Origin of the sequence: Streptomyces sp. NPDC003247, from assembly GCF_042888135.1 — a bacterium.
Classification (GTDB): domain Bacteria; phylum Actinomycetota; class Actinomycetes; order Streptomycetales; family Streptomycetaceae; genus Streptomyces.
The window spans coordinates 310517-324822 of sequence record NZ_JBIAPF010000004.1 but is presented as its reverse complement, the minus strand read 5'-3'; the positions used below and the strand labels follow the sequence as shown (position 1 = coordinate 324822).

Genomic DNA, 14306 nt, shown 5'->3' with positions numbered 1-14306 from the left:
ACGGCACACCGTGCTCCCCGCAAAGATCCACCGCGCCACCGTGACAGAGCCGGTGCCCGGAGCGCCGGACGAGTACTCCGGGTTCTTCACTTCCACTCGTCAGGAGAGGAACCGACATGGCCAACCCGTTCGACGACGACGACGGCGTCTTCCTCGTACTGGTCAACGACGAGGGCCAGTACTCCCTCTGGCCGGAGTTCCTGCCCGTCCCGGCCGGCTGGGCCGGAGTCCACGGCCCCGACAGCCGGGCTGCCTGCCTGGAGCACGTCGAGCGGAACTGGACGGACATGCGCCCGCGCAGCCTGGTCGAGGCGATGCGCGGAGCCGGGGACTGACGGCGGCCCGCCCGGTCGTGGAGGTCCCCTCCACCGCCTGCGGGCCGCCCTTCGCACCCAGTACTCCGGCCCGCCCGGCCAGCGGAACGACATCGAGAGCGACTCCAGTACTTCCAGCACTTCCCCGACGACGTGTGAGTGAGGGAGCGGAGGAACCGGTGACGCAACACCCCCCGACCGCGGACGACTTGCTCCGTGCGGTCATCGACACGTTCGACCCCGCGCGGCGACCGGGCGAGGACGACAGCCTCCTCTCGGCCTCCCGCAGCCAGGCCACCCCCACCCCCACCCCCGCACCAGGCCCCGGGCCGCAGGCCACCCCCACCCCCGCACCAGGCCCCCGGCCGCAGGCGACCCCCACCCCCACACCGGGCCCCTGGCCGCAGGCCACCCCCACCCCCACACCGGGCCCAGGGCCGCAGGCCGGACCCGCCCCCGCACCGGCGCCCGCCCCCGACGCGCCGTTCCCGCTGGCCGTGACGCAACATGCGTACTGGAGCGGGCGCGGCGAGGGCACCCCCCTCGGGTCCGTCGCGGCCCACCTCTACGTCGAGTTCGACGGCACCGCCCTGGACCCCGGCCGCCTCGACGCGGCCGTAGGAGCCCTCGCGGCCCGCCACGGCATGCTCCGCGCCCGGTTCACCGACGACGGCCGCCAGGAGATCCTGCCCGCGCTCACCCGCCCCGCCACGACCGTGCACGACCTGCGCGGCCTCGACGAGAAGGCGGTCACGACCCGCCTGGAGGAGCTGCGGCAGGCGTCCTCGCACGCCCGGCTGGACGTCGAGGGCGGCGAGGTCTTCGCCGTGCGGCTCTCGCTGCTGCCGGAGGGACGCGCACGGCTCCACGTCGACGTCGACAGGCTCGCCGCGGACGCGCTCAGCCACCGGATCCTCCTCGCCGACCTCGCCGCGCTGTACGAGGACCCCGGCGCGGCCCTGCCGCCCATCGGCACCAGCTACCCGGCCTACCTCGCCGAGCGCGCGGACGTACGGCGGCTCAGCCGCGAGCAGGCGCGCGCCTGGTGGCGACGGCGGGTGCCCGAGCTGCCCAGCGCCCCCGGCCTGCCCCTGGCCGCCGGGGCGGAGCGGGCCGGCCCGACCCGGGTGACACGGCGTCACCACCGGCTGTCACCGGGGGAGAAGCGCCGGCTGACCGCCCGCGCCCACCGGCACGGGCTGACGCCCGCCATGGCGCTGGCGACCGCCTTCTCGGAGGTGCTCGCCGCCTGGAGCGGTGAGCCCCGCTTCCTGCTCCACGTGCCGATGTCCGACCGGCGCGGCTCGCACCCGGACGTCGGCCTGCTCGTCGGCGACTTCACCAGCTCGGTGCTGCTGGACGTCGACCTCGGCGTTCCCGAGCCCTTCGCCGAGCACGCCCGGCGCCTCCAGGACCGGATGCACACCGACGCCGCGCACGCCGACTACTCCGGTGTGGAGGTCCTGCGCGACCTCTCCCGCGAGCGCGGCGAACAGGTCCTCGCCCCTGTCGTGTTCACCAGCGCGCTCAACCTCGGCGAACGGTTCGCCGCCCGGGTGCGGCGGACCTTCGGCGAACCGGTGTGGATCATCTCCCAGAGCCCGCAGGTCCTGCTGGACGCCCAGGTCGCCGAGGCCGACGGGGGGCTGCTGGTCGACTGGGACGTCCGTGAGGAGGCGTTCCCCGCCGGGCTGGTCGACGCGATGTTCGCCGCCTTCCACGGGCTCGTCACCCGCCTCGGCGCCGAGGACGAGGTCTGGGACCGGCCGGTGCCCGCCCTGCTCCCCGCCGGCCGGCGCGCGGTGCGCTCCGCCGTCGACGCCACCGCCTGTTCCACGACGGCTTCTTCACCCGGGCGGCCGCCCGGCCGGAGGCGCCGGCGCTGCTGTGGGGGACGGACGGAGTGCTGACCCGTGGCGGGCCGGCCGGCCGCGCGCCGGGCCGGGTGCCGCCGCCCTCGTGGCCCGCGGCACCCGGCCCGGGGACACCGTCGCCGTGAGCCTCCCCGCGGGGCGGACCGTACACCCCGCGGCCCTCCGGCTCGGCCGGGCCGCGTCGATCGCCGGTCTCCGATCGCCGGCGGTCGCCGGCCGAACGCGGCGGACCGGGCTCCGGGGTGTCCGGCGCCCACGGGGGAGGAGCACGGGCGCTCCGCTCCGGCTCAGGGCCGGTCGGTGAGGTAACCCCCCATCGTGCGGAAGTACTCGCCCGCCGCGTACTCCGTGCCGTCGTCCGTGCGCAGCCGGCGGATCACCAGCCCCCGGGACCGGCCGGTGTGCGCCTCGGGACCGGCCACGATGACCACGCCGTCGCCCTCCCGGATGAAGATCCGCCCCGGGGTGCCGCCGTAGCGGCCCTCCGAGACCGCGGCCGAGACGATCCGCAGCCGCTCTCCCCGGTGGTGGGTGAACGCGTTCGGGTACGGGTCCGACTGGGCGCGCACCAGCCGTTCCAGCCGCTCGGCCGGCCACCGCCAGTCGATGCGGCTGTCGTCGAGCGCCCGCTTGTGGAAGAAGCTCGCCCGGCCGCGGTCCTGCGGCACCCACTGCCTCGCGTCCCGGCCCGAGGCGATGAGGTCGAGCGATTCGCGGACGATCGGCGCGATCAGGTCGACCGTGCGGTGGAACAGGTCGGTCGCCGTGTCGGTGGGCCCGACCGGCACCGCGCGCTGCACCAGGATGTCCCCGGCGTCCAGTTCGGCGTTCATCCGGTGCGCGGTCACGCCGACCCGCTCCTCGCCGTTGATCAGCGCCCAGATGAGGGGGGAGAAGCCGGCGTACGCCGGCAGCAGCGAGTCGTGGATGTTGAGCGTGCCGTGCGGCGGAAGGTCGAACAGCTCGGGCGGCAGCCAGGTGCGCCAGTTGTTGGCGACGATGATGTCGGGGCGGGCCGCACGGACGGCGTCGAGCAGTTCGGGGTCGTCGGGGCGGTTGCGGAGCAGGACCGGGATGTCGTTCTTCTCGGCGAGTTCGGCGACGTTGTCGCCCCAGATCCTCTCGTAGGCGTGGTCGCTCTTGGGGTGCGTGAGCACGAGGACGACCTCGTGCCGGGAGTCGAGCAGGGCCTGGAGCGTGCGGTGCCCCCAGGTCTGGTAGCCGAGCATGACGACGCGCAAGGCGGTTCTCCCCTCGGACGGCTCCATTGCAAGGTAAGGCTTACCTTATCTAACATGTGGCTGCCTGAGGGAGGCGATGCCACGGTGAAACCACCGCATCTGGGATCGGACACCACCCACGACATCCTCGGAATCGGCTTCGGCCCGTCGAATCTCGCCCTGGCCATAGCGATCGAGGAACACAACGCCGGACTCCCGCCCGAGCGGCGGCTCGACGCCCACTTCCTCGAACGCCAGCCGCGTTTCGGCTGGCACCGGGGCATGCTCATCGACGACGCCACCATGCAGGTGTCCTTCCTCAAGGACCTGGTGACGTTACGGAACCCGGCCAGTGACTTCAGTTTCCTGTGCTTCCTGCGCGACCGCGGCCGGCTCGTCGACTTCCTGAACCAGAAGACGCTCTTCCCGCTGCGCGTGGAGTTCCACGAGTACTTCGAGTGGGCCGCCGAGCGGATGCGCCACCTGGTGTCTTACAGCCACCACGTCGTCTCCATCGACCCGGTCCGGGACGAGTCCGGCGTCGTGAGCTGCTTCGACGTCGTCTGCCGGGACCCCGGGCGGCCCGGCCGGACCCTGACCCGCCGGGCCCGCGACATCAGCGTGGCCGTCGGCCTCGAACCCCATGTGCCGCCGGGCGTCGAACTGACCGAACGGGTCTGGCACAACAGCGAGCTGCTGCCCCGGGTCGCCGAACTGACCGCGCAGGGGCGTCCGGTGCGCCGCGCCGTCGTCCTCGGCGCCGGACAGAGCGCCGCCGAGACCGTCGACTACCTCCACCGGGCCTTCCCCGCCGCCGAGATCTGCGCGGTCTTCGCCAAGTACGGTTACACCCCGGCCGACGACAGCCCGTTCGCCAACCGCATCTTCGACCCGGACGCGGTGGACGTGTACTTCAGCGCACCCTCCGAGGTGAAGCAGTCCCTGTTCGACTACCACCGCTCCACCAACTACTCGGTCGTCGACATGGACCTGATCGAGTCCCTGTACGCCACCTCCTACCGGGAGAAGGTCACCGGCCGGGAGCGGCTGCGCTTCCTCAACGTCTCCCGCATCCGCGACGTACGGCCCAGGGCCGACGCCTCCCTCGACATCGCCGTGGAGTTCCTGCCCACCGGCGAGGAGCAGGTGCTGGAGGCCGATCTGCTGGTGCACGCGACGGGATACCGCCCACGGGACCTGACCGCCCTGCTAGGCGAGGCCGCCAAGGTCTGTCTGCGCGACGACGGGGACGCCCTCCGGGTCACCCGCGACCACCGGGTGGAGACCGCGCCCGACGTCACCGCGGGTATCTACGTCCAGGGCGGCACCGAGCACACCCACGGACTGACCTCCACCCTGCTGTCCACCACCGCGGTCCGGGCCGCGGAGATCCACGGCTCCCTGCTGGACCGGCGCGTCGCGTCCGCGTGACCCGGCGACCCGCGCCGGCCGTCCACGTCCCCCGACCCCGACCCCGACCGGGAGGTGCCGTGCCCCTCACCACCACCGGCGAACTGGTCACCCGGGCCCGCGCGGCCCGTACCGCCGTCGCCGCCTTCAACATCGTCACGCTGGAGCACCTCGAAGCCGTCGTCACCGGAGCCGAGTCCGTCCGCGCCCCGGTCGTCCTCCAGGTCAGCGAGAACGCGGTGAGGTTCCGCGGCGGACGCGTGCTCCCGCTCGCCCGCGCCGCCGCCACCGCCGCCGGACAGGCCGCCGTACCCGTCGCGCTGCACCTCGACCACGTCCGGGGTGACGCCCTGCTCCGGCAGGCCGCGGACGCCGGGTTCAGCTCCGTCATGTACGACGCCTCCCACCTGCCGTACGAGGAGAACCTCGCCGCGACCCGGGCGGCCGTCGACCGGGCGCACGCCCAGGGACTGTGGATCGAGGCCGAGTTGGGCGAGATCGGCGGCAAGGACGGGACACCCCCGCGCGACGCCCACGCGCCCGGCGCCCGCACCGACCCCGCCGAGGCCCGCGCGTTCGTCGAACACTCCGGGGTGGACGCCCTGGCCGTCGCCGTCGGCAGCGTCCACGCGATGACCACGCGCACCGCGTCCCTCGACCACGACCTGCTCGGACGGCTCGGCACGGCCCTGGACGTGCCCCTCGTCCTGCACGGCTCCTCCGGCGTGCCCGACGAGGAGCTGCGGGCCGCCGTCGCGGGCGGCATCGCCAAGGTCAACGTCGGCACCGCCCTCAACCAGGCCCTGACCGGCGCGATCAGGCAGTACCTCGACGCGCACCCGGACGCGGTCGACGCGCGCGCCTACCTGGACGCCGGGCGCGGGGCGATGGCCCGGACGGTGGAACGGATCCTCACCGGCGTGGGGCTCACCCCCGCTTGACGGCCTTCAGCACCACGAACTTGCGGTCACCGGCGACCAGCCTGCTGTTGCCGAACAGCCGCCGCAGCTTCACGTGGTACCCGAGGTGCCGGTTGCCCACCACCCACAGCTCACCGCCCGGCCGCAGGGCGCGCCGCGCCCCGGTGAACATCCGCCACGCCGTGGCGTCCGTCGTCGCCTGGTGGGAGTGGAACGGCGGGTTGTTCAGGACGAGGTCGACGCTGCCGTCCGGTACGCCCGCCAGCCCGTCGCCGACCCGGAACTCCGCGTGCCCCGGCACCCCGTTCGCCTTGTACGTCGCCTCCGCCGAGGCCACCGCCTGGAACGACTCGTCGGTGAACAGCACCTCCGCCCGGGGGTCGGCCAGCGCGACCGCCGTCCCGACGATCCCGTTGCCGCAGCCGAGGTCGACGACGCGGCGCGCGCCCCGGGTGTCCGGCAGGTGCCCCAGGAAGAACCGGGTACCGATGTCGAGCCGGTCGGCGCAGAACACGCCCGCGTGGTTGACGACCGGACGGCCCGACAGCGGCCCGATCCCTTCGGGGAGGTCGTAGCCGTACGGCCACGGACTGGCGGGGCGCTCCAGCGACGGGTCCGGAGCCGTCAGGACGAGCCGCGCCTTCTGCTCGGCGAGGGAGGTCCGGGTCGGGCCGAGGATCCGCTCGAACAGCCGGAGCGTCGACGTGTGGATCTCCTTCACCATGCCGGTCCCGACGACGACCGTGCCCGCGTGCACCGACGGCGCCAGCCGCAGCAGCTGGTCCTCCAGGAGCGCGAGGCTCTTCGGCACGCGCACCAGCAGCACGTCGATCCGCGCGGGCGGCGGGTCCTGGGTGGTCAGCAGCCGCACGGAGCCGGGCTCGGCGCCGTTGCGGGCGAGGTTCGCCCGGGTCGCCTCCTGCCCCAGCCAGGAGTCGGTGATCTGCGTCGGCCGGTACGCGGCGAGCGCCGTGGCCAGCGCGCCCCAGCGGTCGCCGAGCACCACGACCGTCCCGGTCAGCGGGGTTTGCTCCGCGGCGAGGTGGCGCAGCAGGTACGCGTCGGAGGCGTCCCAGGCGCGCAGGCCGTCGCGCGGGTCCTCGGGGTGGCGGGCCAGCGAGAGCTCGCCCCACGGCGTCGTCATACGGTCGTCCATCGTGCGTCAAGGCTAGCCGAGCCGCAGCTCAGGCCCGCCGGGGGAGGATGGGGGCATGGACGGTGAGCTGTTCCCCCGCGAGCGCGCGCTGGTCGCGCCGGGCGCGGTGCACGCTCCGGGCTGGCTGGACGAGCCCGGTCAGCGGCGGCTGCTGGACGCCTGCCGCGACTGGGCCCGCCCGCCGGCCGGCCTGCGCACGGTCCGCACCCCCGGCGGCGGCACCATGACCGCCCGCCAGGTCTGCCTCGGCTGGCACTGGTACCCGTACGCCTACGCCCGCACGGCCGTCGACGGCGACGGCACCCCCGTCAAACCGTTCCCGGCGTGGCTCCGCGAGCTGGGCCGGCGCGCGGTGGCCGACACCCTGGGCCCCGGACCGGCGGAGGCGGCGGCGTACGACATCGCGCTGATCAACTTCTACGACGGCGACGCCCGCATGGGCATGCACCGGGACGCCGACGAGCGGTCCGACGCGCCCGTGGTCTCGCTCAGCCTCGGCGACACCTGCGTCTTCCGCTTCGGCAACACCGAGACCCGTACCCGCCCCTGGAGCGACGTCGAGCTGCGCAGCGGCGACCTGTTCGTGTTCGGCGGGCCGTCGCGGCTCGCCTACCACGGGGTGCCCCGGGTGCTGCCGGGAACGGCGCCGGCCGGGCTGGGACTGAGCGGGCGGCTGAACGTCACGCTGCGCGTCAGCGGCTTCCCGGCGGCCACCTGACCAGCGGATCATGGGAGACTCGCCCTCATGAGCGGCAAGGCGGACCCCCGGACGGCGGGGGAAGGGACCACCTCCAGGGCGCGGCTGGACCGGGGGCGCGGTGCGCTCGGCCCCGCGTTGGAGCTCGTGCACACCGGACGGGCCCCCACCCGTGCGGTGCTCACCGCCGAACTCGGCGTCACCCGCGCCACCGCCGGCGCGGTCGCCGCCGAACTGGAGGCGCTAGGCCTGATCCGGGTCGACGCGCGGCCCGGCGCCGCCGCCGGCTCCCAGGGCCGCCCCTCCCACCGGCTCGAACTCGCCGAGGACGGTCCCGTCGCCCTCGCCGCCCAGGTGCACGCCGACGGGTTCCGGGCCGCGCTGGTCGGCCTCGGTGGGCGGATCGTCGCGACGACACCCGGCTGCGAGACCGTCGACGCCGACCCGGCCAAGGTGCTCGCCACCGTCGTGGAGGCCGGCGCGGAACTGCTGCGGTCCGCCGGCCGCCGCTGCGTGGGCGCCGGACTCGCCGTGCCGTCCGCGGTCGCCGCACCCGAGGGCCTGGCCCTCAACCCCCTGCACCTGGCCTGGCCGGTCGGGGCGCCGGTCCGGGAGATCTTCGCCGAGCGGGTCCGCGCGGCCGGCATCACCGGCCCGGCCTTCGCCGCGAACGACGTCAACCTCTCCGCCCTCGCCGAGCACCGGCACGGCGCCGGGCGCGGCGCCCGCGACCTGCTGTGCGTGGCGACCGGCCACCGCGGGGTCGGCGGCGCGCTGGTGCTCGACGGACGGCTGCACACGGGCAGTTCCGGCCTCGCCCTGGAGGTCGGCCACCTCACCGTCAACCCCGAGGGCCGGCCCTGCCACTGCGGCAGCCGCGGCTGCCTCGACGTCGAGGCCGACCCGCTGGCCCTCCTCACCACCGCCGGCCGCCGGCCCGGCCCGGAGGGCTCCCTGCTCCAGCAGGCCAACCAACTCGTCCGCGAGGAGTACGCCGACCCGGTCGTCCGCATGGCCGCCGAGGCCCTCATCGACCGGCTCGGGCTGGGCCTGGCCGGCCTGGTGAACATCCTCAACCCCGACCGGATCATCCTCGGCGGGCTGCACCGCACCCTCCTGGACACCGATCCCGAGCGCCTCCGCGCGGTCGTCGCCGACCGCAGCCTGTGGGGCCGCAGCGGAGGCGTCCCCATCCTGGCCTGCTCCCTCGACCACAACAGCCTGGTCGGCGCCGCGGAGCTGGCCTGGCAGCCGGTGCTGGACGACCCGCTGGAGGCGTTGAGCCGGATCTGACCGCCCCGTCCTCCGCCGGGCGTCCGGGGGCGGGCACAGGGCGGCGAGCACAGGGCGGGGGCCCACGGCGGGGGCCCACGGCGGGGGCACAGGGCGGGCGTACACGGCGGGGGCCGGTCGCGATCGCCTCAGCCGGCCGCCCGCGCGGCCGCTCCGGCGTCGCCCCACGACCGCGCACCTCGCGGCGCGGCCGCCGTCCGCGGAGGCTCCGGCGGGACGCCCCCGAGCGCGGTGCGGACGGCGTTCACCACTGCTGGCCCCCGGGCAGCACGGGCCGCCCCGGCGCCGACACGTGCAGCACCTGGAACAGGTCGCCGCCGCCCCGCACCGCGCCGGGGTCCGGGTGCTCCCACAGCGAGAAGTGCACGGTCTCCCAGCGGCTCGTGTCGACGGCCGCCGCCGCGAGCACCGCCCCGTCCTCCCGCGCGAGCCGGCCGGCCTCGTCCGCGGCCTCCCGCGCCACCTGCGCGTACTCCACCCCGTCCGGCACGGGCCGGCGGTGCCGCACGGCGAACCGGGCGGGTGCGCCGGCGGCGACGCCCTCCTCGTACGCCAGGCCCGTCCACTGCCGGACCACCGGACGCCCGAAGTCGTCGCTCAGCCCCTGGAAGGGGCCGCCCCACAGGAAGGCGTTCATGCCCTCCACCGTGTTCCACAAGTAGAACGGCGCGTACTGGTCGACCGGCGAGCCGTGCACCCCGCGCTCGCGCAGGAGATACGCCTTGAGGCCGAGCCCGGCCCAGCCGTCGAGCCGGTGCCCGACGCGCGACACACGGGCGCGGATCAGGTCGGTGTCGTAGTCGGCGGGCAGCGTCACCGCGTACTGCATGGCGTGCATCGGGATCGGACTCCTCGGGAGGCGGGTCGGGAGGCGGGGGCGGTCGCGCGGACGGAGGCACCCGGCGGGGGACCGGGGCGCCGGACGGTGGTGCTCGGGGGCTGGGCGACGGTGCTCGGGGGCTGGGCAGGTGGCGCCGTGCGGGGGGCCCGGTTCGGGGCGACGGGCGCGTGTGCCTGGCGGGGGTGATGCGGGGTGCCGGGCTGGAGGTGCGCGGCAGGGGTGGTTCAGGGTCCCGGGCGGCAGGTGGATCCTGCCGGGTGGTCCGGGGACGCCGGAGGGGGCGGTTCCTAGCGGGCGGTACGGGAGACCGGCGGGGAGGACAGCAGGGACAGCAGCCCCCGGACGCCCGCGTCGAAGGCGGCGGGTGAGCCCGAGGCACGAGCGAGCACATAGCCGCCCTGCACGGTCGCCACCACGGCCGCGGCGATCTCCTCGCCGTCCAGCCCGGGCCCGAAGTCGCCCCGCGCCTTGCCCTCCTCGACGATCCCGGCGAGCCGCCCGCGCAGCCAGCCGATCGTCTCGTCGACCGGTGCGCGCAACTCCTCGTCGGCGACGACGTCCGGGTCCATGGTCAGCCGGCCCAGGGGACAGCCGCGCAGCACGTCACGCTCCCGCAGCAGATACGCCTCGATCCGCTCGTACGGCGTGCCCGGCCCGCCGAGCACGCCTTCGGCCGACGCCCGCATCTCCTCGGCCGTCCTGCGGATCGCCGCCGCGGCGAGATCGGGTTTGCCCCGGAAGTGGTGGTACATGCTGCCCTGCCCGGCACCGGCCCGCTCCAGGATCGCCTTGGGGCTGGTGCCCACGTAGCCGCGCTCCCAGAGCAGCTCCCGGGTGGACTCGATCAGTCGCTCCGACGTACTCATGCGTCGCACTGTACATACCAGTAGGTACAGAAGTCGACGCCTGCCGGCCGTCCTTGACGAGGGCAGGCGCCACCGGGGCGCCACCGGGGCACAACCGGAACGCAACCACCGTGCTCCGGGGCGCCCCCGGCTCAGCCGACGACGGCCGACCGGGCGGGAGCGTGCACCGGGCCGAGGTCGTCGACCGCGACGACCTCCGGGAACCGGCGCGCACCCTGCTCGACGGCCGCCCGGCGCGGTGGACGCGCCGCGCGGTCCCGTGGCGCGCCGAGGGCCGGCAGCGTGAACCACACGACCTTGCCGGACTCGCCGTCCGGCCGCGCTCCCCAGCTCTCGCTGACCGCGGCCACCATCGCGAGCCCGCGCCCGCACGTGGCGAGGACGTCGGGGGCCGTGACGTGGTCCACCACGGGAAGCCGCGGATCGTGGTCGCGCACGGAGACGGTGAGCCGGCCGAGCAGCAGCTCCATCTCCACGGTGCACGTCTTGTCGGGCTGGGCGTGCCGGTGGACGTTGGTCAACAGCTCCGTCACACCGAGCGCGGCCCGGTCTATGAGGGGATCCAGATGCCAGTAGCGCAACTGCGCCGATACGATTCTGCGGACCTGGCCGATCCGCGACGGCAGGGCTTGAAGCTCCACCGTGCAGTGCCTGCTTGGGTTGCTGATCACGGCTGCGACTCCCCGACGTGAGGTCCGGAAGAACACGGAGTTCGGATCGATCGGAGCAGTGCGTCTGCGCGAGGGCGGCCGCCTGCTGTCGTGGCCGGCGGGCTGGTTCGCAGCGTTGTCGCCGGTAAACCCAGAGTGACGTGAGACCAGCGTGACGCACGGTGTCGCGGATCGCAACTCGCCGTCAGGAAATCGTCACCCTGCGCGATCGGCCCGGCTGTCGCGGCCCGCCGCCCGGCGTACGGCCTCGATGAACCGCCGCGCCGCGGGCGGGCCCGGCTCGCCCGGTGCCGGGTCGTGGTCGCCGAGGGTCAGCAGGTACCGCTGGCCGTTCAGGTCGGCCAGCGCCCGGTCGTCCGGCGCGAACCACGGCCGCGAGGCGCGTACCGCCTGCACCGGAGCGCTGTCGATCTCGCTGCCGTAACTGGTGAGCAGCTCCAGCCGGCCGTCGCTGATCCGGACCTGTCCGGCCCGGGTGAGCGACCGCAGCCGCTTCCCGATCCGCACGCCCGTCGCGGTGAACTCCGGCTCCGCCATGCCCGCCCCCTTGCCCGTGGGTGTCCCGGCCCGCGTCCCGCGCCTCCTCCGGCGTGCTGCCACGCGGGCCGGCACCAGCTCGTGTCGTGATCCAGTGTGCGCCCCCGTACGGGACCTTCGTCCCGCCGGGTGCAGTCTGCCCGCGCGGGGCGTCGAGCACCAGTGCGTGCGACACACGCTCCGGGGGCGGCCGGAGCACTCGCGCGAATGCGCCCCCACCGGGCGCGGCCGCTCGGCCCCCGTTCGGCGCGCCCGCTCGCCCCCAGGGCCGTCTTTCAGCCGCTCAAAGCAGCGTTTATGCAGGTGGGAAGCGGTGTGAAAGGTGCCTATGATCTAACCGCCGGCCGCCCGAGGGGCCGTCGGCGCGCAGCACGAAGGAGCACCACCGTGACCGTCCCCGCGCAGAGCCCGACCGGCGCCACCCTCGACGTCGACCGCAGCGATCCCGCCTACCGCACCTGGCTGAAAGAAGCCGTCCGCAAGGTCCAGGCCGATGCCAACCGCTCGGCCGACACGCATCTGCTGCGCTTCCCGCTGCCCGAGGACTGGGGCATCGACCTGTACCTCAAGGACGAGTCGACCCACCCCACCGGCAGCCTCAAGCACCGCCTCGCCCGCTCCCTCTTCCTCTACGGCCTGTGCAATGGCTGGATCCGGCCGGACCGCCCGGTGATCGAGGCGTCCAGCGGCTCGACGGCCGTCTCCGAGGCGTACTTCGCCCAGCTGATCGGCGTGCCCTTCATCGCCGTCATGCCGCGCACGACGAGCGCCGAGAAGATCCGCCTGATCGAGTTCCACGGCGGCCGGTGCCACTTCGTGGACGACTCACGGAAGATGTACGAGGAGTCCGTCCGCCTCGCGGGGGAGACCGGCGGTCACTACATGGACCAGTTCACCTACGCCGAACGGGCCACGGACTGGCGCGGCAACAACAACATCGCCGAATCCATCTTCCGGCAACTGGCGTTGGAGCGGTTCCCCGAGCCCGCGTGGATCGTCGCCACGGCCGGCACCGGCGGCACCTCCGCGACCATCGCGCGCTACGTCCACTACATGCAGTGGGACACCCGCGTGTGCGTCGCCGACCCCGAGAACTCCTGTTTCTTCGACGGCTGGACCACCGGCGATCCGGACGTCACCTGCGACCGCGGCTCCCGCATCGAGGGCATCGGCCGGCCCCGTATGGAACCGAGCTTCGTCCCCGGCGCCGTCGACCGGATGATGAAGGTGCCGGACGCCGCCGCCGTCGCCGCGGTCCGCGCCCTGGAGCGGGTCATCGGCCGCAAGGCGGGCGGCTCGACCGGCACCGGCCTGTGGAGCGCGTTGAAGATCGTCGCCGAGATGGCGGCCGAGGGGCGGCAGGGCAGTGTGGTGACCCTGCTGTGCGATCCCGGCGACCGTTACCTCGACAAGTACTACTCCGACGCCTGGCTCGCCGGACAGGGCCTGGACATCACCTCGTACAGCGCGGCGATCGACACGCTGCTGGCCACGGGCGTCTGGCCGGACTGAGGAAGTCCCGGTCGGGGCTCGGTCCGCGGACAGGCGCCGGCCGAAACCCCGTCAGGTGTCCGTGTCCCGGTCGGGCTCGCCCGCGACCACCAGCCGCCGCAGGTGCTCCGAGACCTCCGCGCGGGCCTCGTCCGGCAGACCGGAGTCCGTCACCAGCGTGTCGACCTGCTCCAGCTCCGCGAAGGAGCTGAGCCCCACCACCCCCCACTTGGTGTGGTCGGCGACCACCACGACCCGGCGCGCCGACTGCACCAGACGCCGATTGGTCTCGGCCTCCGCCAGGTTCGGCGTCGACAGGCCGGCCTCGGCGGATATCCCGTGCACCCCGAGGAACAGCACGTCGAAGTGGAGCGCCGCGATGGCCCGGTCGGCCACCGGCCCCACCAGGGAGTCCGACGGGGTGCGCACGCCGCCGGTCAGCACCACCGTGGCCGCGCCCTGCCGGGGACCGGCCGCGCGCTGCGCGACGTGGAAGACGTCGGCCACCCGCACCGAGTTGGTCACCACCGTCAGATCCGGCACGTCCACCAGCCGGTGCGCGAGCGCGTACGTGGTCGTGCCGCCCGACAGCGCGATGGCGCTGCCCGGCACGACCAGCTCCGCCGCGGCGCGCGCGATGTCCTCCTTGGCGGTCAGCTCCAGGCCCGACTTCGCCTCGAAACCCGGCTCGTGCGTGCTCGCCTCCACCACCGGCACCGCGCCGCCGTGCACCTTCTCGAGCATGCCCTGCCGGGCCAGCGCGTCGAGGTCGCGGCGCACGGTCATGTCCGACACGCCGAGCTTGCGCGTCAGCTCGTTGACGCGGACGCCGCCACGGCGCCGGACCTCGTCCAGGATCAGGGCGCGGCGCTGCTCCGCGAGGAGGTTCTGATTCTCACTCACGTCCGCTCCGGTCCTCTCGCCTCAAGCCGATCCGCTCAGTCCGACACGCCCCGCGTACCTGCGACGACGACGCCGTCGCGCCGGTCGCGGGGGAAGCGGGCGTCCCATCCTCG

At 74.5% G+C, this 14306-nt stretch carries 14 protein-coding genes; 7 read left to right on the top strand and 7 right to left on the bottom strand.

The features are described 5' to 3' along the window. Positions 1-116 precede the first annotated feature (116 nt). The gene (locus ACFYWQ_RS15065; protein ID WP_389516459.1) at positions 117-335 is read left to right on the top strand and encodes an MbtH family protein; all 219 of its coding nucleotides are present in this window, start codon (positions 117-119) and stop codon (positions 333-335) included. 476 nt (positions 336-811) lie between these two features. Beyond that, positions 812-2224, top strand: coding sequence for a condensation domain-containing protein (locus ACFYWQ_RS15060; RefSeq protein WP_389516458.1), 1413 nt, complete (start codon positions 812-814; stop codon positions 2222-2224). 251 nt (positions 2225-2475) lie between these two features. Here the strand turns inward: ACFYWQ_RS15060 and ACFYWQ_RS15055 are convergent, their stop codons facing one another. Beyond that, positions 2476-3429, bottom strand: a complete 954-nt coding sequence (locus ACFYWQ_RS15055; RefSeq protein ID WP_389516456.1) for a methionyl-tRNA formyltransferase — start codon at positions 3427-3429, stop codon at positions 2476-2478. A 54-nt stretch (positions 3430-3483) separates the two neighbouring features. Here ACFYWQ_RS15055 and ACFYWQ_RS15050 point away from each other — a divergent pair, with 54 nt between their 5' ends. Both ACFYWQ_RS15050 and ACFYWQ_RS15045 read left to right on the top strand, forming a co-directional pair. Continuing rightward, on the top strand, positions 3484-4839 hold the full coding sequence (locus ACFYWQ_RS15050; RefSeq protein ID WP_389516454.1) for a lysine N(6)-hydroxylase/L-ornithine N(5)-oxygenase family protein: 1356 nt from the start codon (positions 3484-3486) through the stop codon (positions 4837-4839). Positions 4840-4898: 59 nt separating this feature from the next. Then, positions 4899-5759: a ketose-bisphosphate aldolase gene (locus ACFYWQ_RS15045; protein ID WP_389516453.1), complete on the top strand. Its 861-nt coding sequence runs from the start codon at positions 4899-4901 to the stop codon at positions 5757-5759. Here the strand turns inward: ACFYWQ_RS15045 and ACFYWQ_RS15040 are convergent. Then, complete coding sequence (locus ACFYWQ_RS15040; protein ID WP_389516451.1) at positions 5746-6882, bottom strand: methyltransferase; 1137 nt, start codon at positions 6880-6882, stop codon at positions 5746-5748. The genes ACFYWQ_RS15045 and ACFYWQ_RS15040 overlap by 14 nt on opposite strands. Before the next feature lie 67 nt (positions 6883-6949). Here ACFYWQ_RS15040 and ACFYWQ_RS15035 point away from each other — a divergent pair, with 67 nt between their 5' ends. Both ACFYWQ_RS15035 and ACFYWQ_RS15030 read left to right on the top strand, forming a co-directional pair. Continuing rightward, entirely contained in the window at positions 6950-7612 is a 663-nt protein-coding gene (locus tag ACFYWQ_RS15035) for an alpha-ketoglutarate-dependent dioxygenase AlkB family protein (protein WP_389516449.1), read from the top strand. Between the two features lie 27 nt (positions 7613-7639). Further along, a complete protein-coding gene (locus ACFYWQ_RS15030) occupies positions 7640-8884 on the top strand; it encodes an ROK family protein (RefSeq protein WP_389516447.1) in 1245 nt (414 codons plus the stop codon). Positions 8885-9128: 244 nt separating this feature from the next. Here the strand turns inward: ACFYWQ_RS15030 and ACFYWQ_RS15025 are convergent, their stop codons facing one another. The 4 genes from ACFYWQ_RS15025 to ACFYWQ_RS15010 all read right to left on the bottom strand — a co-directional run bounded on the left by ACFYWQ_RS15025 (position 9129) and on the right by ACFYWQ_RS15010 (position 11799). After that, positions 9129-9722 carry a DUF4865 family protein gene (locus ACFYWQ_RS15025; RefSeq protein ID WP_389516445.1) on the bottom strand — a complete coding sequence of 198 codons (594 nt, stop codon included), beginning with the start codon at positions 9720-9722 and terminating at the stop codon, positions 9129-9131. A 290-nt stretch (positions 9723-10012) separates the two neighbouring features. Continuing rightward, positions 10013-10591 (bottom strand): TetR/AcrR family transcriptional regulator, encoded by a 579-nt coding sequence (locus ACFYWQ_RS15020; RefSeq protein WP_389516443.1) that lies wholly within the window; start codon positions 10589-10591, stop codon positions 10013-10015. Between the two features lie 131 nt (positions 10592-10722). Then, on the bottom strand, positions 10723-11262 hold the full coding sequence (locus tag ACFYWQ_RS15015; RefSeq protein ID WP_389516441.1) for an ATP-binding protein: 540 nt from the start codon (positions 11260-11262) through the stop codon (positions 10723-10725). A gap of 195 nt (positions 11263-11457) precedes the next feature. After that, on the bottom strand, positions 11458-11799 hold the full coding sequence (locus tag ACFYWQ_RS15010) for a hypothetical protein (RefSeq protein ID WP_389516440.1): 342 nt from the start codon (positions 11797-11799) through the stop codon (positions 11458-11460). A 387-nt stretch (positions 11800-12186) separates the two neighbouring features. On the opposite strand from ACFYWQ_RS15010, the gene ACFYWQ_RS15005 reads away from it, so the two are divergent. Continuing rightward, positions 12187-13311, top strand: a complete 1125-nt coding sequence (locus ACFYWQ_RS15005) for a PLP-dependent cysteine synthase family protein (protein WP_389516438.1) — start codon at positions 12187-12189, stop codon at positions 13309-13311. Between the two features lie 51 nt (positions 13312-13362). Here ACFYWQ_RS15005 and ACFYWQ_RS15000 read toward each other — a convergent pair whose 3' ends face one another. Further along, positions 13363-14193, bottom strand: coding sequence for a DeoR/GlpR family DNA-binding transcription regulator (locus ACFYWQ_RS15000; protein WP_389516436.1), 831 nt, complete (start codon positions 14191-14193; stop codon positions 13363-13365). Between the last annotated feature and the right edge of the window lie 113 nt (positions 14194-14306).